We start from the raw sequence: 19,992 nt of genomic DNA, 5'->3' as shown, positions 1-19,992 counted from the left end.
AGAACGTCCTCCCCACGGCCATCAGACCATGATCAGAAGACTCCGGGAAAGCGGGGGGACCTCACTGCACGCGTTTCCCCATCTGAAGGACATCTGACGCGCAAAGGATAGGCAGCGACGCCGGCAGGAGTCGCCCTGAAACCATCCACTGTCGGCGATCCGACAGGGAGCGGCGGCACACCCCTCTCAAACCACAGTAATGGGCGTGCCACCACCGACGAGGTCAGCCACCACGACGCGACCGTCCGGGGCGACGAGCGTCCACGTCAGTGTCACCTTGCCCTGAACGCCCTTCGTCGGCACAACGAGTTTCATGGCGTAGTCCACCCGCGAGCCTGCTTCGATCGAGGTCATCTGACAGTTGACCTTCCTGCTCTCCGACCAGCCTCCGATGCCCGCGACGTACGCCGGGCACCCGCCAAAGTCCTGGCGTCTGTCCGAGGTGTTCTCCACCGTGACGAGAAACGAGATCTCCTCGCCGCGCGCCGCGCTGTCCGGCGCGTGGATGGTGGCGACCAGACCAGGAAGGTTGAGCAGCGGCGGCTCGACGTGCCAAGCCGAGGCGGCGCGCACGCACCCGCCGTCGAGTCGCAGCCCGGACACGGGAATCTCCCGTCCGCCCTCCACGATCGCCACCGCCCCGCCCGTGCGGCCTGCGGCGCACCCATCACGGAGGGTCAACGTAACGCGCGCGGGCTCGCCCGGGTCGACCGTGGCCGGGTACTGCACCGCCGGACCACGCGGATCGGAGGCCGACACCACCAAGGGCCGGTCCCCCACCCGTACCGTCGGTCGCCCCTCGAGCGTGCACCGGCTGTCGCTGCCATTTCCGACCAGGACCGTCACCGTCACCGGGCGGCGGTCGGTCACCGATTCCTGTACCCAGGCGAGCTTGCCGAGATCCGTCGGCGCGCACGGTCGCGCGGCCGGTCTCGGCTCACGCCGGGCTAGCGCTGGCGCTTGCTGCGCCGCAGCGGCAACCCACGGCATCGCTACGTCACCACCCGGCGCAGGCGCCGTGCGAGATGGCCAGGCAGACCACGCGAGCGGCCCCGTCACTGCCACGCCTGCCACAGCAACGAAGGCGGCAGCAACCTGGTACCGGCGCCGACGGATCCGCCGCCTCACACCGGACTCCACGCGGGCCACCGGGTCGTTCCAGGTCGGCGCCGTCAACGCTCGCAGGTGCCTGCGCAACTGGGCTTCAGTGGACATCGAGCACCGCCTCGCTAGGAGAAGTCGTGGTAACGCTGCTGCGCATCTTCAGCAGCGCGCGGGAGATGCTGCTGCGGACGCTGGAAGCGGAGATGCCGAGCAAGTCGCTGATCTGCTCGTCGGACTGGTCCAGGTAGTACCGCAGAACCACCGCCGCCCGCTGCCGTCGCGGCAGACTGGATAACGCCCGCTCCAACGCCTCATCGTGCGGGCTCTCTGCACCATCGGTGGACGGTTCGGGCGCCTCACCAACGAGACGCTCCCGCCGCCGTGACCGCAGTAGGTTCAGATTCTGGTTGACGATGATCCGACGGATGTATCCCTCCGGATCATCGCCTTCGATCTTCCGCCACCGCAGCGCCGCCCGTTCCAACGCCTCCTGCACCAGATCCTCAGCGGTGTACCGGCTACCACTCAGAGCCAACGCAAAACGCAACAACTCGGGATGACGTACCCTCACATACCCGGCAAACTGTCCGGTGCCTCCCACTGCGCCATGTCCCTATGACACCCCAGCAACCAGCATTGCTGCAATTTGTGACCCGCATCACATTACGTCTGGGACTCGCACTCTACGGGCCTGCCGACGGGGCGTGCGGGCGGCCGGTCTTCCGCCAATCATCGTTCGGAAGGGCTTATGCCGCATCACCGCGAGGGCTGGCGAGGGCGGGTCCACCATGCGGCAACAGCGGTGACCCTGGGTGGCGGTAGCGGCTTGTGAGGCGAACGGCGACCGCCTTGTTAGTACCGGCGCAGGGCAGACAGTCGACGGAGGACGTCTTGGCGGTCAGACGACGAGCGGGGCATCGGCACAACCCGCTACAGCCCAAGGTCAACCTGTGGGTTTGCGCGGTGCTGCCCATCCCACGGGCGGCCGAAGTACAGACTCTGTGGACCAGCAGCCGCTCGACGACCGGCCGCGTTGTCGGTCCAATCAGCATGGTCGCTTGCCGGTCGGCAAACGCCGCAGGACGAACCGGGTGACCCGCTTACGGCCCGAAAAACCTGCCACGGACTGACAAGCAGCGACAACCGATGAACAGCCCGAGCCCACGTTTACCAAAGTCAATGGCCCAATTCTGACGATCAGTGACGAGCTTTAGACGGCAACGTTGGCAAGCGTAGTTCGTCGGTTCAATTGCTATGCTGGCCGGCCGAAACTGGCTAAATCTGTGTGCACCCGGAAGCCCCAGCCGCTTCACAGTGGCCGCCTTGCCCTCGTCCTAGCCCGGCCGCTGGCGCCGTACCCGCCTCTGCTGCCACGGTGGGTCGTCGGCCAGGCGACACGGCCGGATGACGCCCCCCGTTTACCCCCCGAAAACCCTTGCGAAGCGTTCACAAGAAGTGACGACCGTTGATCAGCGCGGTTCAATGTTTCGGCAGGTCAGCGCGCAGATATGACAACCGACCACAAGCTAATGGTCATGATGGCCGGTAAGAAGAGGCCGTCGGTTCAAATCCGGCTACCCCGACCACAGAAACACCAGCTCAGGGCCGGTTCTCCAGCGATGGGGATCGGCCCTGACGTCGTTCCCGGCCCGCCCGGGAGCCGCTGGGGAGCGCGATCGGCACATGATCACGATCAGTCAGTCCCAGACGGCGGTGACGACCCGGTCAGGTCCGCCTTGATGCCGTCCTCGAGCTGCTCGATGTGCTCCGCGACGCCGCCCCACCGGGTTCGAGCGCCTGCTGGTTCAGGATGGCGATGATCCGGTTGCGCGGTCGCATCGCCCACGAGATCCGCTGCTGCTTGACGGCGAGCGTCTCCTCGATGTCGGGCGGCACGTCGTCGAGAAAGCGGTGCCAGAAATCCAGCATTCGCCGCGTGTACGCTTCCGTCTGGAACAGTCCCGGCACGATGGCGACCTCGTGAATCCTGAAATGGACGGTGTCCCGGAATAGATTGTTGACCCGATGCCCACCCAAGCGCCGCAGGCCCGCTCGGGCCTCGGTCTGCCATTCCTGGTAGGAGAACTCGATGTTCGCCGCGATCGTGGTCAGATCCTCGATCCGGTCCGCCGCGCCGCACGCCGTGCACCAGTCGACGATCTGCTGGCGGGTGGGGAACTGGATGCCGTTCTCGATCCGCGAGATCCGGGTCAGGTGTTGGGCGGTGAGCAGGCCGAGCGCCCGCCCCGTCAGACCGGCGTCCTTCCTGATCCGGCGGAGGCGGGCACCCAGTTCACGGCGTGCCCGAGCGACGCTACTCGGGGAGGTATTCAACGTCGGACAGCGCCCACGCCCGCTCGAAGGCGTCGAGTAGCGTCCGGACCACGTCGGGCTCGGTGGTCAGCTCCCGTCCGACGATGCTCCCGCCACCGGAGTAGTGCAGGAACAGCGCGGTTCGACTGTCGAAGACGTAGAAGTCGTTCCCCGGCAGCAGGAGCGTCGAGGTCTGCCGCCGGGGCAGGTAACGCGCGTCCTCGCCCGCCCGCCGGAACAGCGGCACCAGAGTCGCGCCCCACCGCTGATAGTCGCTGAGGGGCTCGGACACGATCCGCAGTCGTCGACACCGCCGCCCGGCGGCGGTGTGCCGTCGCATGTCCGACAGGTACTGCTCCAGCCACACATGATCGTCGGGCTTCCCGTCGAGGAACGCGCGGAGCTTGGGGATCTCCACGTCGGTGCCGTAGGTATCGCGCAACTCCAGATGAACGAAGTTGTCATCGATACCGGCGACAAGGCTCCGCAGTGTGCTGTACGGAACCTCCCTCATCGAGTGCTCGGCTGGGCGTGGAAGAGCGGCATCAGGCGCGCCGGTATCTCCACTACGGTCTCGCCCTCGGGAATACGCATCGCGGAAAGCGCCTCGGGATCGGTCACCACCCAACCCTGCACGAGATAGCTGCCCCGATCGGTGCGATAGAGGCTCGGACACTGCTCGGGGAAAGAATCCGGATCCTTGCCGAGAAACTCGATCTTCACTAAAGCCCCGTCCTGCCGAACGCATTGGTTTCGCCTCCATCGTGGATACAGCGAGCCGACAGGTCAACCTGCAAATTGTTGAGAATCGCTGTTCCCGCCGAACGCGCGCCGGCAAGCTCTCGGATGACTCGCACGCACGGCGCCCTGGCGGCGGTGGCGAAGCAGCGCGGCGCCGCCCGGAGCGCGCGGGTCAAGGGCCGGGGCGGCGGTCCCTCACGACGCCCCGGCCCACTCGCCGACGGACGACATCGTCGGCGGCGGCAGTGGACCGAACACACATCAGGCCACCGGGCCGCAATCGGCGAGCGCGCCGTCGGCACCCAATTCCAGTACCGAGGTCAGGTGCAGGCGGGCAAGGAAAGCGTCGTCGTGGCTCACCACCAGCAGCGCCCCGCGGTACGCTGTCAGCGCATCCACCAACTGATCCACACTCTCCCCGTCCAGATTGTTCGTCGGCTCGTCCAGCACCAGCAACTCCGCCGGCGGCTCCGCCAGCAGCAGCCGCGCCAGCGCCACCCGGAACCGCTCCCCGCCCGACAATCCCGCCACCGCCCGCTCCGCCGCGTCCCCGCGCAGCAGGAACCGCGCCAGCCGCCCCCGCACCACCCCGGGCGCCACCCCCGGCGCCGCCGCCCGCACGTTGTCCAGCGCGCTCAGCCCCTCGTCCAGCCCGTCGAGCCGCTGCGGCAGGTACCCCACCCGCTCCGTCGTCAGCACCGCCCGCACGGCGACCGCCCGCGCCGGCACCTCCACCCCGTACACCAGCCGCTCCACCAGCGTCGTCTTCCCCACCCCGTTCGCGCCGACCAGCGCCACCCGCTCGGGGCCGCGGATCGTGTACGTCCGGTTCGTCCCCCACAGCTCCGCCAGCCGGCGCCCGCGGGCCAGGCCGGGATCGGGCAGGTCGATCCGGATCCGGTGGTCCTCGCGCAGCCGGGCCCGGGCCGATTCCAGCGCGGTGCGGGCCGCGGCGACCTTCTCGTCGTACTCCGTGCGCAGCTTGCCCGCCGACACCTGCGCCTCGGCCGCCCGCAGCTTCATGATGACCCGCGGCCGGCGCTTGTTGACGTAGTCGGTGCGGGCGTAGCGGGCGCGGCGGGCCAGCTTGGTCTCCGCCTCGACGCGCTGGCGGCGTTCGGTGCGCAGGGCCTGTTCGGCGGTGCGCTCGGCGCGGCGGGCGGCCGCCTGCTCGCGGTCGAGGTGGGCGCGCCACTGCGCGTGCGGGCCGCCGAAGACGGTGAGGCGGCCGGCGTACAGCTCGGCCGTGTCGTCCATCAGGTCGAGCAGTGCCGGGTCGTGGCTGACCACGACCAGCGCGCCGCGCCAGGCCGCGACCAGGTCGTACAGGCGGGTGCGGGCGGTCCGGTCGAGGTTGTTCGTCGGCTCGTCCAGCAGGGTGATCGGCGCGCCGCGCAGGCGCAGGCCGGCGGTCGCGACCAGGATCGCCTCGCCGCCGGACAGGCCGCCGACCGGCCGGTCCAGGTCCGCGGCGGCCAGGCCGAGCGGGCGCAGCGCGGCCGTGGCGCGGTCCTCGACGTCCCAGTCGTCCGCGAGCGCCGCCAGGTGGCGGTCGGCGTCGGGCGCGCCGGCCTCGAGGGCGCGCAGGGCCGCGATCCTCTCCCGTACGCCGAGCAGGTCCGCGACCGTGCTGCGCACGGCGAGCGGCAGGGCCTGCGGCAGGTACCCGACCGGGCCCGAGGTGTGCACGCGGCCGCGGGTCGGGGTGAGGTCGCCGGCGACGATCCGGAGCAGGGTGGACTTGCCGGCGCCGTTCGCGCCGACCAGGCCGGTCCGGCCGGCGCCCAGCGCGGCGCTGATGCCGGACAGGGTGACGGTGCCGTCGGGCCGGGTCAGCCCGACGTCGGTGAGGACGACGGCGGCGTCGCGGAGGTCCGCGCGGGCGGCTGGCATGGGGGCTCCCGGGAGGGTCGGCGGGTGCGCCGACGCCCGGGCCGGCCGGGCCGGGTCGAACGGGGGTCAGCGCGCGGGCTGCGCAACTCCGTCGCGGATCCTCATCGCACCCCACCTCGCTCGCCGGCCGCCCCACCGGGCCCGGATCCCACCAGCCTGCCACCGGCGCCGGACCGCCGGCAACGCGATTTCCGCGGCGGCCGAGCTTCGCGGCTGCGGGAGGGGTCGGCGCCGGGCGGCGTCGAGGCGCACCGCGGAGGGTGGGGCGCGCCGCAGGGGACCGACCGCCGGGATCAAGGTGATCCGGCCGCACGGGATCGGCCCGGGCGCACCGCGGACGGGCGCGTATCGCGCCGGAGGAGGCAGGTCGGGCGGGGAGCGTCGACGGGTGCCGGCGCGGCGGGCGCGGGCCGGGCGGATCGCGCGGGCGGGCGCCGTACGGTGGGCGGATGAGTGAGGGCGCGAGGACCGGGCTGGCCGCGGGCGTGCTGTTCGTGGACGACGCCGAGCGGGTGCTGATGCTGCGGACCACCTACAAGGACGCCCTGGAGATCCCCGGCGGGCTCGTCGAGGAGGGCGAGTCGCCGCGGGCCGCCTGCGTCCGGGAGCTGACCGAGGAGCTGGGGCTGGCCCTGGCCCTCGGCCCGCTGCTCGTCGTGGACTGGGCGCCGCGGACCGCCGACGGCGACAAGCTGATGTTCGTCTTCGACGGCGGGCGGCTGGCCGACGACGACCTGGCGGGGCTGCGGTTCGCGGACGGGGAGATCGCCGAGGCGATATTCGTCCCCGAGGCGGAGCTGGACGCGGTCACCGTGCCGCGGCTGGCCCAGCGGCTGCGGACCGCGCTGGCGGCGCGGCGGGCCGGCGGCGCGGTGTACCTGGAGCGGGGCGACCCGCAGTCCTGAGGCCGGTCAGCGGTTGCGCAGCACGCCGCCGACCAGCGTGATCGCCGCGACCGCCGCGAGGGTCACGCCGCCGAGGATCATCCCGGCCACGGCCATCCCCCGGCCGGCCCGGCGGCCGGGTCCGGTGTCCCGGTAGCCGAACGCGCCGGCCACGATCGCGGCCAGGCCGAACGGCACGCCGACGAAGCAGCAGAACGACGTCGCCAGGCCGAGGACCCCGGCGACCACGGCGCCCAGGGCGGCCAGCGACCGCTCGGCCGGCCTCGGCAGCCCGCCGGCGGCGGGGTACCCCTCGATCGGCGGCGGCGCCTCCCCGTCGGGCCCGGCCGCGTACCCGGCGTCCGGCGGCTCGCCCGCGGTGAGCGTCGCGCCCCCGGCCTCCGCCGCACCCGCCACCGGCTCCGGCGCGCCCACCACCGGTTCGGTCGCATCCGACGCCACCCCGGACCCGTCCGCCGCCGGCGCGGGACCGTCCGCCGACTGCGGGCCGGGCTCCGCGCCGGCGGGCGGCGGCTCGGTGTCACCCGGGGTGGGAGCCCCGTCGGGCAGCCGCGGGGCGGCCTCCGGGGTGGGCTCCGCTGCGGTGGGGTCCGGCGCGGCCGGGTCCGGGGGCGGGTCGCTCGCCGGTGGGCGCTGCGCGTCGCCCGGTCCGTCCGACATCCGGTACACCCCCGCGTCCGCCCGAATTCGCGTCACCTCACGGTAACCACCGTCCGGCGGCCGCCGGACCGATCCGGGCGAATGAGTACCGGGGCTCATCCGCTCCGGTCGATCCGGCGGCGAGGATGGGGGGCATGGCCCACCGACCCGGTACCGTCGTCGCCCCCGCCGCCCTCGCGCTCGCCGCGCTCAGCGCCCTGAGCTGGTTCGCCTGGTGCGGCTGGGCCACCCCGCCCGACCCGGCGACCGGCGCGGTCGCGTACGCGCCGTGGCAGGTGGCCGGGTGCGCGCTCACCCTGCTCGCGCTCGCCGCGGCCGCGGCGTGGTGGGTGCGGCCGTGGCTGCCGCTGGCGGTCGTACCGGTCAGCTTCACCGCGGCCTGGTCCGTCACCGCCTCGGCGGCGGACGACAGCGGGCTGTGGGGCGTCGGCGCGGTGCTGCTGGCCGCGGGGCTGGTCGCCGGTACGGGGCTGGTCTGGCTGGTGGTCGCGGTGCTGCGGCGGCGGGCGAATGTGGCGGTCTGAACCGGTCCGCGTTCGGTCAGGCGTTTAGGGATTTCCCTCGCGGGAAGCACGGCCGCATGTCGTACGACGAGGTTCGTGACCCCGGCGACGGTGCGGTCGCGGCGGACCGGGTGGTCACCGCCGACAGCATCGGCGGCGTCCTCGTCGCGGTGACCGCGCGGGCGCTGGCCGGGCAGGTGGCCGACGACCTGGCGGAGCCGACCGCGGTGTCGCGCGCCCGCGGGTACGCGGCCACCGCCGAGGACGACGCGCTCGCCCGCGGGGCCGCCCGGGTGGCGCTGGCCCCGGACGAGCTGAAGCGGGTCGACGCGGACGCCGTGGCGGCCTGGCTGGTCGAGCGGTACCCGGAGCGGGCGTACCCGGCGGTGTTGATCGGGTCGCCGCACGGGGCGGCCGCGCACCTGGCGGCGACGCTGGGGGTGCCGTGGCTGCCGGCGGGGTTCGAGGTGACCGTCCGGTGGCCGGACGGGGCCGTGGACGACCCGGAGGCGGCGCAGCGGCACGGGGCCGCGTGCGCGAGCGCGCTGCTGAGCGCGAACCCGACGCTGGCCGTCCGGCAGGTGCACGACCCGGTGCTGCGCGGGCCGGCGGCGGGGACGACGATCACGCTGTTCGCGCGGTGGCGGCGGGTGCCGGCGGCGTACCGGCGGCTGCTCGACCGGCTGCGGCCCGGCGCGCCGGTGATCACGGTGGCCGACTGCCGGACCTGGCCGGTGTTCGGGCCGGGCGGCGGGCACAGCTTCCAGCTCGGCGGGCCGGCGAGCGGGCTGGCCGCGGACGAGTACGTCCGGCCGGGCCCGGATCTGGTCCAGGCGCTGCGCCGGGCGGACGGCGACCCGCACACCTGGCTGCCGCCGGCGATGCCGCCGGCCCGGGCGCTGGGCGAGCACGGTTTGGAGCCGGAGTTCGAGGCGGACCTGCGGGCCTGCGCGCCGGGGCGGCGCCAGCACCGGGTCGGGGTGGCCCGGCCGGGGGCGCTGAGCGCCGCGGTGGCGCAGGCGGTGCGGGCGTGGCTGGTGGAGTCGGGCAAGGCCGGGGACCGGCTGGCGGTCGGCTGCGGCCGGCTGCTGGACCCGGGGCAGGTGCTGCGCTGCGGGCTGGTGCCGTACTGGTGCGAGGCGCCGCTGCGGGCCGAGGTCGCCGAGGCGGAGTGCTGGGTGGCCGGATCGCCGGCGTTCCGGAGCATCGACGTGCTGATCGAGCCGCCGGGGCGGCCGTCGGCGGTGGTGGCGCCGCTGCGCCAGTGGGACGCGGTGGCCTGGTTCTCCAGCCAGCGGGCCGCGGTGGACCGGGTGGGGACCCGCAGCTACCCGTACGGCACGCTGCCCACCCGGCACGCGACCAGCGTGCTGGCGGAGCTGCGGGAGGACCTGCCGCTGCCGCCGGCGCTGGCGCCGGGGACGGCCGTCGAGCGGCTGCGCCGGTACGGGGAGCCGCTCGGCCTCGTTATCGACTGACCTTTCCCGCCCGGGGCTCGCTGAGCGCAGGGGTGCGCGCGGGAGGGCGGCTGATTCCTGAATCACCGGACTAACCCCGAAAATTCGTGTTAAACCTGGTCTCACGTTCGAGTGATCACATCCACCCCGGATGAGGAATCGGCCGCCAGCCACGGGAGGGAGCCGCGATGCGCACCGCCGTGGGCCCCGGCTGCCGGACCGACTCCGGCGACCTGCTCGACCTGGACGCCGCCGCGGAGACCTACGCCCGCCGGGCGGGCGAGCTGCCCGATGGGGCACCCCGGCGCGGGGCCAGGGACGCGATGGTGGCGGCCGCGCTGCCGTTCGCCGCGCGGCTGGCCCGCCGGTACCGCAACCGCGGCGAGCCGCTGGAGGACCTTGAGCAGGTGGCCCGGCTGGGGTTGGTGAAGGCGGTCGACCGGTACGACCCGGCGCGCGGCTCGTTCACCGCGTTCGCGGTCATCACGATCACCGGCGAGCTGCGCCGGCACTTCCGGGACCACTCGTGGGGCGTGCACGTACCCCGGCGGCTCCAGGAGCTGAGCCTGGACGTCACCCAGGCGACGGCGGTGCTGACCAGCGAGCTGTCCCGGGCGCCGAACATCGCCGAGATCGCCGACTACCTCGGGGTGGTGGAGGCCGACGTCCGGACCGGGCAGGAGCTGGCCGCCGCGTACACGGCGACGTCGCTGAACCGGCCCGTCTCCGAGGACGGCCGGGCCGAGCTGGGCGAGCTGCTGGGCGCCCCGGACGGCGAGCTGAGCCTGGTCGAGGACCGGCTGACCGTGACCACGCTGATCGGGCGCATGCCGGCCCGGGAGCGGCGCATCCTGGCCATGCGCTTCTACGGCAACCACACCCAGGACGAGATCGCCGCGCAGTTCGGCATCTCCCAGATGCACGTGTCCCGGCTGCTGTCCAAGGCGCTGACCTGGCTGCGGACGGCGATGCTCAGCGACGCCCCGGCGGCCTGGCCGGAGTCGTCGGCGAGCACCGTGCCGTCCGCCCGGGTGACCGCCGTCGACCCGGCGGTGGTCACGGTGACCGTCACCGGCGAGATCGACCGGGACGCCGCCGGGATGGTCCGGGACGAGCTGCTGCGGGCGATCAAGGAGCGCGGCGGGGCGGCCCGGGTCGCCGTGGACTTCGCCCAGGTGCCGTTCATCGACGCCGCCGGGATGGCGGCGCTGCTCTCGGCCGAGGCCGCGGCCGCCGAGGCGGGCGTGGGGTTCGTCGTCCGCCGGGCGCCGGGGCACGTGCGCCGGGTGCTCACCACGGCCGGCCTCGATCGGCTGTTCGAGGAGCCGGCCGCGGTCTGAGCGCCCGTCAGCGGCGGTACGGCTGGGTGATGATCTCCATGCCGTGCCCGTCGGGGTCGCGGAAGTACACCCCGCGGCCGCCGTACAGGTGGTTGATCTCCCCCGGCTGCCGCTCGTGCGGGTCGGCGAAGTACGCGATCCCCGCTGCCCGGATGCGGTCGAACGCGGCGTCGAACTCGGGCTCCGAGACGAGGAACGCGTAGTGCTGGATGACGATGTCGGTCCCCGCCGGGACGGTCGCGTAGTCGAGCGTGACGCCGTTGGCGGTGTCCACCGGCAGGAACGGACCGAACGGGGCGCCCACGGTCAGGTCGAGGATGTGGGCGAGGAACTCGGCGGAGACCCGCCGGTCGGTGGCGTGGACGATGGTGTGGTTGAACTGGACAGCGATGGTGGCCTCCCGGCCTCCGGCGCCTCCATGCCTCACCCGGCCGGTGACCGGCACGCGACGCTGCCGGCCACGCTATCAGCCACCCGCCACCGCACCGGACGCCCGCAGCCGGCGCCGGCCGGGCGCCGGGGCTGCGGGGTCGGGGTCGGGGTCGCGGGGTCGGGGGCGGGGTCGCGGTGGCGGCGGCGGTGCATGCCCGCTAGTTGCGGGCGGTCACCTCGGCGGCGAGCAGCTCGGCCACCTGGATGGTGTTCAGCGCCGCGCCCTTGCGCAGGTTGTCGCCGGTGACGAACAGGACCAGCGCCCGCGGGTCGTCCACCGCGCGGCGGATCCGCCCGACCCAGATCGGGTCGGTGCCCACCGCGTCGATCGGCATCGGGAACTCGCCGGCCGCCGGGTCGTCCACCACGACCATGCCGGGGGCGTGCCGCAGGATCTCCTGCGCGTCCGCGGCGTCCACCTCGGCGCCGAAGACCGCGTGCACGGCGACCGAGTGGCCGGTCACCACCGGTACCCGGACGCAGGTCGCGGCCACCTTCAGGTCCGGCAGGCCGAGGATCTTGCGGGTCTCGTCCCGCAGCCGCAGCTCCTCCGAGGACCAGCCGCCGTCGGCGACGGTGCCGGCCCACGGGACGACGTTGAGCGCGATCGGCGCCGGGAACGGCCCCGGCTCGTCGCCGATCGCCCGCCGGACGTTGCCCGGCTGCGAGCCCAGGCTCAGGTCGTCGCCGACCCGGGCGAGCTGGTACCGCAGCGCGTCCACCCCGGCCTGGCCGGCCCCGGAGACGGCCTGGTACGACGACAGGACCAGCTCGCGCAGCCCGTACTCGCGGTGCAGCGGCGCGACCGCCACGATCATCGACAGCGTCGTGCAGTCGGCGTTGGCGACGATCCCCTTCGGCCGGTTGCGCGCCTGCTCGGGGTTGATCTCCGGGACGACCAGCGGCACGTCCCGGTCGGCCCGGAACGCGCCCGAGTTGTCGATCACCAGCGCGCCCCGGCCGACGGCGACCGGCGCCCAGTGCGCCGACACCTCGTCCGGCACGTCGAAGACCGCCACGTCCACGCCGTCGAACTCGGCCGGGTCCAGCGCCCGGACCGTCAGCGCCTCGCCCCGGCACCGGACGGTCCGCCCGACGGACCGGGACGAGGCGAGCAGCCTGATCTCCCCCCACACGTTCTTGCGGGAGGAGAGCAGGTCGCACAGGACGGCGCCCACGGCCCCGGTGGCCCCCACCACGGCGAGCGTGGGGAGGCCGCGCGGGGCCCGCGGACGCACGTGCGAGACGCCCCCGGCCAGCCGCCCGGGCACGGTGGGCGGGAGCGTCATGGTCATCGCCCGGTGCCCGCGTACACCACGGCGGTCTCGTCGCCGCCCAGCTCGAACGCGTCGTGCACCGCGCGCACGGCCGCGTCCAGGTCGCTGTCGCGGCAGACGACGGAGATCCGGATCTCGGACGTCGAGATCATCTCGATGTTGACCCCGGCGGCCGCCACCGCCGAGAACAGCTTCGCCGCGACGCCCGGGTGCGAGCGCATCCCGGCGCCGATCAGCGAGACCTTGCCGACGTGGTCGTCGAAGAGCAGCTCCTTGAAGCCGACCTGCTCCTTGATCCGGTTCAGCGTGGCCATGGCCAGCGTGCCGTCGGAGCGCGGGAGGGTGAAGGAGATGTCGGTGTGCCCGGTCCCCTCCGTCGACACGTTCTGCACGATCATGTCGATGTTGATCTCCGCGGCCGCCGCCGTGTCGAAGATCCGCGCGGCCGCGCCCGGCTCGTCCGGTACGGCCACGATCGTGATCTTCGCTTCGCCGCGGTCGTGTGCGACCCCGGTGATGAGTGCCTGCTCCACGGAAAGTTCCTCCATCGATCCCGTTACCAGCGTGCCGGACTTCAGCGAGTACGACGAACGCACGTGGATCGGCAGCCCCGACCGGCGCGCGTACTCCACCGCGCGCAGATGCAGGATCTTGGCGCCGCTGGCGGCCAGCTCCAGCATCTCCTCGTACGTGATCTCGTCGATCGCCCGGGCGTTCGGCACGATCCGCGGGTCGGCGGTGAAGACGCCGTCCACGTCGGTGTAGATCTCGCACACGTCGGCGTGCAGGGCCGCGGCGAGCGCGACCGCCGTCGTGTCCGAGCCACCCCGCCCGAGGGTGGTGATGTCCTTGGTCTCCTGGGACACGCCCTGGAAACCGGCGACGATGGCGATGGCGCCCTCGTCCAGCGCCGAGCGCAGCCGGCCCGGCGTCACGTCGATGATCTTCGCCCGGCCGTGCGCGGCCGTCGTGATCACCCCGGCCTGCGACCCGGTGTACGAGCGGGCCTCGTACCCCAGGTTGTGGATCGCCATCGCGAGCAGCGCCATCGAGATGCGCTCGCCGGCGGTCAGCAGCATGTCCAGTTCGCGCCCGGGTGGCACCGGGCTGACCCTGGACGCGAGGTCCGCCAACTCGTCGGTCGTGTCCCCCATCGCCGAGACGACGACCACCACGTCGTCCCCGCCCTTGCGCGCGTTCACGATCCGCTCGGCGACCCGTTTGATCCGCTCCGCGTCCGCGACCGACGATCCGCCGTACTTCTGCACGATCAGTGCCACAGCGGCTCCTTCCCCAAATCCGCCCCCATGGTCCTCGCCCGGACCTGCCCGGCGCGGGGCGCGGCAGCGGCGCCACGGTCCCGGACGGGCCCGGGGTCCGGGCCGCGCGCGCCCACGACGGCGACGCGCCCGCCAATCAAACATCATCAATAGGCACCCGATGCGGGAGCGCCCGAAAATTTTTCGGTGCCCGGGCAAACTCTGAGGTTCGCAGCGCCGGCCCGGTGGTCTCGGCAGCCGTCGACCGCACCGGCTCGCCCCCGGCACCGCCCACGACAGGTCCCCAACAGGGTACCGGCGCACCCCGACAGCGCCAGGGCCACGGGGCCCGGCCGCCCGATCCGTCCGAAGAGTCGCTTCTCGATGCGGATGTTCCCGGCGCGACCGGCGTGTCGCGGGCCGGATCAGCGCGGATCGCGGTACGGCACGCGGTGGAATGGGGCCGTGCCCTCCGCGACCCCGCCCCGCAGCAGGATTTCCCGCGCCCCCGCCGCCGGCGGGCTGATGCTGGCCGTTTTGGCCGCATTGTCCGCACTCAGCGGCTGCCGCGACAGCGCCCCGCCGGCCACCGCGGCCACCTCCCCGCCCGCCACGCCGTCGCCCGACCCGCTGAACCCGGCCACCGCGCGCGCGGACCTCGCCGCCCGCGCGGCCGCCGCGCAGGACCGGCGCGAGGTGGTCGTGTACCGACTGACCGAGGAGGGCCGGGAGCCGCGCACGATCGTGCTCACCCGGGCCATCGACGGCGCCTGGCGGGCGGACATCGCCGACGGCGCGCTCGGCGGCACCGTCGACGTGGCCGTGGTCCGGTCCCGGCAGGGCCTGTTCCAGTGCGCGCTGGCCTCCGCCGACCACCGCGTGCCCACCCGGTGCGCGCGGGCCGGCGGGCCGCGGGACGCGCTGCCCGAGGAGTACGACCCCGGCGTGCAGCGGGTGTTCGTCGAGTGGCTGCCCGTGCTCACCGACCGGCAGCCGGCCATCGCCGTCGGCCCGGCCACCCCGCCGGCGGGCGTGGCCGGCGACTGCTGGGACGTCCAGTCCACCTCGGCCTCGCTGCCCGCGCCGCTGGACGTCGGCGTGTACTGCTACCGGGCCGACGGGCTGCTCACCGGCGGGCAGTGGGAGTTCGGCACGCTGGCGCTGATGGGCGAGCCGACCACCGCGCCGCCGGCCGTGACGCTGCCGGGCCCGGTCAGCGGCGGCCCGCTCCCGATGGCCGCCCCGTCCCCCACCCCGTCCGCGACCCGCCGCGGCTGACCGCGCCCGCCCCGTCCCCGACCCGCCGCGGCTGACGGACCGCGCCCGCCTCGTCCCCGACCACCGCGGCGGACCGCCCGCGGGCAGCACCCCTCGTCCGCGGCCGGCGGCGGCGGATCGCGGCGGCAATCCCCCGGGCGGGTGTCCGGAAACGCCGCAATAGCGGCGGGTCCGCGGCGGCCGGTCGGATCGGGTGCACGCTGTCCGCGTGCGCGCCGCTCGCCGGTCGAAGCCGGTCCTCGCCGTCCTGCTCCTCACCGCCGTCCTCGCCGCGGCCGGCTGCGCCCCGGCCGGCACGCCGGGCGGCGGCGCCGGCGGCGACCACACGAGCGAGGGGCCGCCCGCGGCCACCCCGGCCCGGGCGGCGCTGGACCGGCTCACCGTCGCCGCGCCGGGCTCGATGCGGGGGTACTCGCGGGACCGGTTCCCGCACTGGAAGCGGGTCGGCCGCGGCTGCGACGTCCGCGACTCCGTCCTGCGCCGCGACGGCGCCACCGTGCGCTCGCGCGGCTGCAACGTCACCAGCGGCCGGTGGATCAGCCCGTACGACGAGCGGACCCTCACCAAGTTGACCGAAGTGGACATCGACCACGTGGTACCGCTGGCCAACGCCTGGCGCAGCGGCGCCGCCGGGTGGACCGACGGGCAGCGCGGCGCCTTCGCCAACGACCTCACCCGCCCGCAGTTGCGCGCGGTCAGCGCGACGACGAACCGGGCCAAGGGCGACCGCGACCCGGCCCAGTGGAAGCCGCCGAACCAGGCCCAGTGGTGCCGCTACGCGGTCAACTGGGTCACGGTCAAGGCGTACTGGAAGCTCAGCGTCACCGGGGCCGAGCGCCGGGCGCTGGAGCAGATGCTCGAGACCTGCTGACCGCGGCCGCGCGGGCGGCGACGGCCGCGGCCGGGCGGGCGGCCCCGGGGACGACCCGGTCGGTCACGTCCCGCTCCTGCCCGAGCGCCAGCGTGAACCGCCGCGCCGCGGCCGGGTCGAACGTCCCCGCCCAGTACTGCACCGGCCGTCCGGCAGCAGGAAGCCCAGCGTGAACGTACCCGGGCCGCGCGGGCCGCGCGGCCCGACCGGCCCGAACGAACCGACTGGCCCGACCGGCGCGACCGGTCCGGCAGGGAGGCGGCCCGCCGCCGGCGCCGAAACCGCGTGTACCCGCGCGTCCACGGCCGTCCCCGCCCGGCCCGCTATCCGCCCGCCGCGCTACTCGTCGGCCGCGTGCCGCGGGCGGTGGACGCCGTACTCCCGGGAGGGCTTCTCGACGACCACGGCCGGGGCGTCCGGCGCGCGGGTCAGGTCCCGGTCGGCCGCGCGGGCGACCGGCTCGCCGCCGTCGCCCGGCAGTTCGGCGGCCGAGTCCGGCGGGATCGCGCCCGGCCGGTCCCCCGGCGGCGCCGCGGCCGGCCCGGCGGGCGGCGCCGCGGCATCCGGCCGGTCGGCCGGCGCGGCGCCCGGCGCGGCCGGGCGGGCGTCGGCCAGCCCCGGCGCGACCGCGGCCGAGGGGCGCGGGGCGCCCGGCCCGCCCGCGGGCGGGCCGTCGTCGCCGGCCGCTGCCGCCGCGTCGGCGGTGGTGGCCGCGCCCGGCGGCGGGCCCGGGTCGGCGGCCGGGGCGCCGGCGAGGGTGGCGGCGTGGACGGCGGCCGCGGCCTCCGCCGGTACGCCGGCCGCGATCTCGATCGACTGCGCCACCCGGGCCGCCGTGGCCGCCGCGGCCGACGGCCGCCCGCCGCGGGCCTGCTGCTCGTCGTCGCTCACCGGGAAGTGGCAGGCGACGAGGTGGTTCGCGGACGTGCTGCCGTCCCGCCCCGGCACCAGCGGCGGCGGCTCGGCGGCGCAGATGTCCTGCGCCTTCCAGCAGCGGGTGCGGAACCGGCAGCCGGACGGCGGGTCGATCGGGCTGGGCACGTCGCCGGTGAGCAGCACCCGCTCGCGCGCGGCGGCCTCCCGCCGGGCCGGGTCGGGCACCGGTACGGCGGACATCAGCGCGACGGTGTACGGATGCCGCGGGTGCGCGTACAGGTCGTTCCGGTCGGCGATCTCGACGATCTTGCCGAGGTACATGACCGCGACCCGGTCGGAGATGTGCCGGACCACGGACAGGTCGTGCGCGATCACCACGTACGTCAGGCCGAACTCCTGCTGGAGGTCGTCCATCAGGTTCACGACCTGCGCCTGCACCGAGACGTCCAGGGCGGACACCGGCTCGTCGGCGATGACCAGCCGCGGGCGCAGGGCCAGCGTCCGGGCGATGCCGATGCGCTGCCGCTGGCCGCCGGAGAACTCGTGCGGGTACCGGTTGTAGTGCTCGGGGTTGAGCCCGACCAGCGAGAGCAGGTCCTGCACCGCGCGCTTCACGCCGTGCTCGGTCTTGACCCCCTGGATCCGGAACGGCGCCCCGACGATCGTGCCGACGGTGTGCCGCGGGTTCAGCGACGAGTACGGGTCCTGGAAGATCATTTGCAGGTCGCGCCGCAGCGGCCGCAGCTTGCCCTGGCGCAGGTGGGTGATGTCGGTGCCCTCGAACACCACCCGGCCGCCGGTCGGCTCGATCAGCCGGGTGAGCAGCCGGCCGGTCGTGCTCTTGCCGCAGCCGGACTCGCCGACCAGGCCGAGCGTCTCCCCGGCGCGCACGTCGAAGTCCAGGCCGTCGACCGCCTGGACGGCGCCGACCCTGCGCTTGAACAGCCCCTTGGTGATCGGGAAGTGCTTCTGCAGCCCGCGGACCGAGAGCAGCGCCTCACCGTTGCTCGCCGTCATGACGCCTCCAGCTTCGGCTTGACCTCGTCGGTCCAGATCCTGCGCCGCTGCTCGGTGGGCAGGTGGCAGCGCACCAGGTGCCGGCCGCCGGCGTCGGCCAGCGCGGGGGTGTCCCGCCGGGCGGCGCCGCCGGTGCGCTCCTCGTACACGCAGCGCGGGTGGAACGCGCAGCCGGTCGGCAGGTTGATCAGCGAGGGCGGGCTGCCCTTGACCGGGGTCAGCCGCTCGGCGACCGGCCGGTCCATCCGCGGCATCGAGCCGAGCAGGCCCCAGGTGTACGGGTGCTCGGGCTCCTCGAAGATCTCCTTCGCGGAGGCGTACTCGATGCACCGCCCGCCGTACATCACCAGCACGTCGTCGGACAGCTCGGCGGTGACGCCGAGGTCGTGCGTGATGATGATCAGCGCCGAGTTGAACTCCTGCTGCAGCGTGTGCATCAGGTCCAGGATCTGCGCCTGCACGGTCACGTCGAGCGCGGTCGTCGGCTCGTCGGCGATGAGCAGCTCCGGGTCGCAGGACAGCGCCATCGCGATCATCGCGCGCTGCCGCATGCCGCCGGAGAACTGGTGCGGGTAGTCGTCCACCCGGCGGCTCGGCTGCGGGATGCCGACCTTGCCGAGCATGTCGATCGCGTGCTGCCGGGCCTGCTTCTTGCTGACCTTGTTGTGCACCCGGTACGCCTCGACGATCTGCTGCCCGACCGTGTAGTACGGGTGCATCGCCGACAGCGGGTCCTGGAAGATCATCGCCATCTTCTGGCCGCGCAGCCTGCGCACCTCGTCGGCGCCCGCGCCGACCAGCTCCTTGCCGTCCAGCCAGATCTCGCCGGAGACCCGGGCGTTGCGCCGGTTGTGCAGGCCGAGGATGCCGAGGCTGGTCACCGACTTGCCGGAGCCGGACTCGCCGACGATGCCCAGCGTCCGGCCGCGTTCGAGCGTGAAGGACAGGCCGTCGACGGACTTCACCAGGCCGTCGTCGGTCGGGAAGTGGATCCGCAGGTCGTTGAGCCGGAGGAAGGGTTCGCCCATCAGTTCAACCTCACTCTCGGGTCGACGACCGCATAGAGCAGGTCGACGATCAGGCTCGCCAGGATGACGAACGACGCGGCGGTGAGCGTCACGCCCATCACCTTGGGCAGGTCGTTGGCCACGATCCCGTCGATCGCGTACTTACCCAGGCCCTGGAGCGAGAAGGTCTTCTCGGTGAGGACGGCGCCGCCGATCAGCAGGCCGAAGTCCAGGCCGAAGATCGTGAGGATCGGCGTCAGCGCGCCGCGCAGGCCGTGCTTGATGGTGACCGCCCGCTCGCCCAGCCCCTTGGCCCGGGCGGTCCGGATGTAGTCCTCGCCCATCGTCTCGAGCATGCCGGCGCGGGTCAGCCGGGCGTACTGGGCGGAGAAGAGGAACGCCAGCGTCGTCCACGGCAGGATCAGGTTGTATGCCCACTCCGCCGGGTTGTCGGTGAAGTTCGTGTAGCTGCCGCCGGACGCGGTCAGCTCCAGGTGGTAGCTGAACAGCAGCAGCGTCACCATGCCGGTGAAGAAGATGGGCAGCGAGACGCCGGCCAGCGAGATGGTCATCGCGGTCCGGTCGAGCGCCGAGCCGCGGCGCAGCGCGGAGACGACGCCGGTGGCGATGCCGAAGAACAGCCAGATGACCGCGGCCCCGATGGCCAGCGACAGGGTGACCGGGAGGCGGTCGAGCAGGTCCGGCAGCACCGGCTGCTGGGTGATGAACGAGTAGCCGAGGCAGGGCGCCGGACAGTGCTCGATCCGGCCGCCGATGTCGTAGTCGGCGCCGACGAAGATGCCCTTCACCCAGCGTCCGTACTGGACGTACACCGGGTCGAAGAAGCCGAGCTTCTGCGCGACCTGGTTGACGATCTCCGGCCCGGCGGTGCGGCCCACGTAGCGGCTCGCCAGGGTCTCCGGGCTGTTGCCCAGGATGCGCGGCACCACGAAGAAGATCGAGAACGTGGCCACACTCACCACGAACAGCAGGAGCAGTGCGGCCAGCAGCCGCCGGATGATGTAGGCGATCACAATTCCCTCAACTCCCCGACCCCGT

General features: G+C 73.8%; 18 protein-coding genes and 1 pseudogene. 6 read left to right on the top strand and 13 right to left on the bottom strand.

The features are described from left to right. Positions 1 to 186: 186 nt before the first annotated feature. From IEY94_RS22145 to IEY94_RS22120, 6 genes are all read right to left on the bottom strand, one after another. Positions 187 to 870 carry a DUF4232 domain-containing protein gene (locus IEY94_RS22145; protein ID WP_189172166.1) on the bottom strand — a complete coding sequence of 228 codons (684 nt, stop codon included), beginning with the start codon at positions 868 to 870 and terminating at the stop codon, positions 187 to 189. Positions 871 to 1,204: 334 nt separating this feature from the next. Next, positions 1,205 to 1,705 carry a SigE family RNA polymerase sigma factor gene (locus IEY94_RS22140; protein WP_189172165.1) on the bottom strand — a complete coding sequence of 167 codons (501 nt, stop codon included), beginning with the start codon at positions 1,703 to 1,705 and terminating at the stop codon, positions 1,205 to 1,207. Positions 1,706 to 2,829: 1,124 nt separating this feature from the next. Further along, positions 2,830 to 3,438 (bottom strand): helix-turn-helix domain-containing protein, encoded by a 609-nt coding sequence (locus IEY94_RS22135; RefSeq protein WP_189172164.1) that lies wholly within the window; start codon positions 3,436 to 3,438, stop codon positions 2,830 to 2,832. After that, entirely contained in the window at positions 3,419 to 3,931 is a 513-nt protein-coding gene (locus tag IEY94_RS22130) for a DUF6879 family protein (protein ID WP_189172163.1), read from the bottom strand. Before IEY94_RS22130 ends, IEY94_RS22135 begins: the two co-directional genes overlap by 20 nt. Then, positions 3,928 to 4,140, bottom strand: coding sequence for a hypothetical protein (locus tag IEY94_RS22125; protein WP_189172162.1), 213 nt, complete (start codon positions 4,138 to 4,140; stop codon positions 3,928 to 3,930). The genes IEY94_RS22130 and IEY94_RS22125 overlap by 4 nt, the downstream gene beginning before the upstream one ends. A 279-nt stretch (positions 4,141 to 4,419) precedes the next feature. Further along, positions 4,420 to 6,051, bottom strand: a complete 1,632-nt coding sequence (locus IEY94_RS22120; protein WP_189172161.1) for an ABC-F family ATP-binding cassette domain-containing protein — start codon at positions 6,049 to 6,051, stop codon at positions 4,420 to 4,422. Between the two features lie 449 nt (positions 6,052 to 6,500). Between IEY94_RS22120 and IEY94_RS22115 the strand changes: the two genes are divergently transcribed. Then, positions 6,501 to 6,956, top strand: coding sequence for an NUDIX domain-containing protein (locus IEY94_RS22115; protein WP_189172160.1), 456 nt, complete (start codon positions 6,501 to 6,503; stop codon positions 6,954 to 6,956). Positions 6,957 to 6,962: 6 nt separating this feature from the next. On the opposite strand, the gene IEY94_RS22110 is transcribed toward IEY94_RS22115, so the two are convergent. Then, positions 6,963 to 7,616 carry a DUF4190 domain-containing protein gene (locus IEY94_RS22110; RefSeq protein ID WP_189172159.1) on the bottom strand — a complete coding sequence of 218 codons (654 nt, stop codon included), beginning with the start codon at positions 7,614 to 7,616 and terminating at the stop codon, positions 6,963 to 6,965. Positions 7,617 to 7,750: 134 nt separating this feature from the next. Between IEY94_RS22110 and IEY94_RS22105 the strand changes: the two genes are divergently transcribed. The 3 genes from IEY94_RS22105 (at position 7,751) to IEY94_RS22095 (ending at position 10,916) form a co-directional block, all read left to right on the top strand. After that, complete coding sequence (locus IEY94_RS22105) at positions 7,751 to 8,140, top strand: hypothetical protein (RefSeq protein ID WP_189172158.1); 390 nt, start codon at positions 7,751 to 7,753, stop codon at positions 8,138 to 8,140. A gap of 56 nt (positions 8,141 to 8,196) precedes the next feature. After that, positions 8,197 to 9,597 (top strand): hypothetical protein, encoded by a 1,401-nt coding sequence (locus IEY94_RS22100; RefSeq protein ID WP_189172157.1) that lies wholly within the window; start codon positions 8,197 to 8,199, stop codon positions 9,595 to 9,597. A gap of 167 nt (positions 9,598 to 9,764) precedes the next feature. Further along, positions 9,765 to 10,916 carry a SigB/SigF/SigG family RNA polymerase sigma factor gene (locus IEY94_RS22095; RefSeq protein WP_189172156.1) on the top strand — a complete coding sequence of 384 codons (1,152 nt, stop codon included), beginning with the start codon at positions 9,765 to 9,767 and terminating at the stop codon, positions 10,914 to 10,916. Positions 10,917 to 10,923: 7 nt separating this feature from the next. Here the strand turns inward: IEY94_RS22095 and IEY94_RS22090 are convergent, their stop codons facing one another. From IEY94_RS22090 to IEY94_RS22080, 3 genes are all read right to left on the bottom strand, one after another. Then, positions 10,924 to 11,343, bottom strand: a complete 420-nt coding sequence (locus IEY94_RS22090) for a VOC family protein (protein ID WP_229784345.1) — start codon at positions 11,341 to 11,343, stop codon at positions 10,924 to 10,926. 163 nt (positions 11,344 to 11,506) lie between these two features. Next, the gene (locus IEY94_RS22085; RefSeq protein WP_189172155.1) at positions 11,507 to 12,637 is read right to left on the bottom strand and encodes an aspartate-semialdehyde dehydrogenase; all 1,131 of its coding nucleotides are present in this window, start codon (positions 12,635 to 12,637) and stop codon (positions 11,507 to 11,509) included. Positions 12,638 to 12,639: 2 nt separating this feature from the next. After that, positions 12,640 to 13,905: an aspartate kinase gene (locus tag IEY94_RS22080; RefSeq protein ID WP_189172154.1), complete on the bottom strand. Its 1,266-nt coding sequence runs from the start codon at positions 13,903 to 13,905 to the stop codon at positions 12,640 to 12,642. Between the two features lie 444 nt (positions 13,906 to 14,349). On the opposite strand from IEY94_RS22080, the gene IEY94_RS22075 reads away from it, so the two are divergent. Beyond that, positions 14,350 to 15,162 carry a hypothetical protein gene (locus tag IEY94_RS22075; RefSeq protein ID WP_189172153.1) on the top strand — a complete coding sequence of 271 codons (813 nt, stop codon included), beginning with the start codon at positions 14,350 to 14,352 and terminating at the stop codon, positions 15,160 to 15,162. A gap of 208 nt (positions 15,163 to 15,370) precedes the next feature. Continuing rightward, positions 15,371 to 16,033, top strand: coding sequence for an HNH endonuclease family protein (locus tag IEY94_RS22070; RefSeq protein ID WP_229784344.1), 663 nt, complete (start codon positions 15,371 to 15,373; stop codon positions 16,031 to 16,033). 843 nt (positions 16,034 to 16,876) lie between these two features. Here IEY94_RS22070 and IEY94_RS23790 read toward each other — a convergent pair. The 3 genes and pseudogenes from IEY94_RS23790 to IEY94_RS22055 form a co-directional block, all read right to left on the bottom strand. Further along, positions 16,877 to 17,926, bottom strand: a pseudogene (locus IEY94_RS23790) (ABC transporter ATP-binding protein); the annotation flags it as partial. Further along, positions 17,923 to 18,954, bottom strand: coding sequence for an ABC transporter ATP-binding protein (locus IEY94_RS22060; protein ID WP_189172151.1), 1,032 nt, complete (start codon positions 18,952 to 18,954; stop codon positions 17,923 to 17,925). The gene IEY94_RS22060 and the pseudogene IEY94_RS23790, both read right to left, overlap by 4 nt. Next, positions 18,954 to 19,967 (bottom strand): ABC transporter permease, encoded by a 1,014-nt coding sequence (locus IEY94_RS22055; RefSeq protein WP_189172150.1) that lies wholly within the window; start codon positions 19,965 to 19,967, stop codon positions 18,954 to 18,956. The genes IEY94_RS22060 and IEY94_RS22055 overlap by 1 nt, the downstream gene beginning before the upstream one ends. Positions 19,968 to 19,992 lie beyond the last annotated feature (25 nt).

Source organism: Pilimelia anulata (assembly GCF_014647895.1).
In the GTDB taxonomy this organism is placed as follows: domain Bacteria; phylum Actinomycetota; class Actinomycetes; order Mycobacteriales; family Micromonosporaceae; genus Pilimelia; species Pilimelia anulata.
Note: the sequence above shows the minus strand (reverse complement) of the source record. Positions and strands in the feature narration are given on the sequence as shown.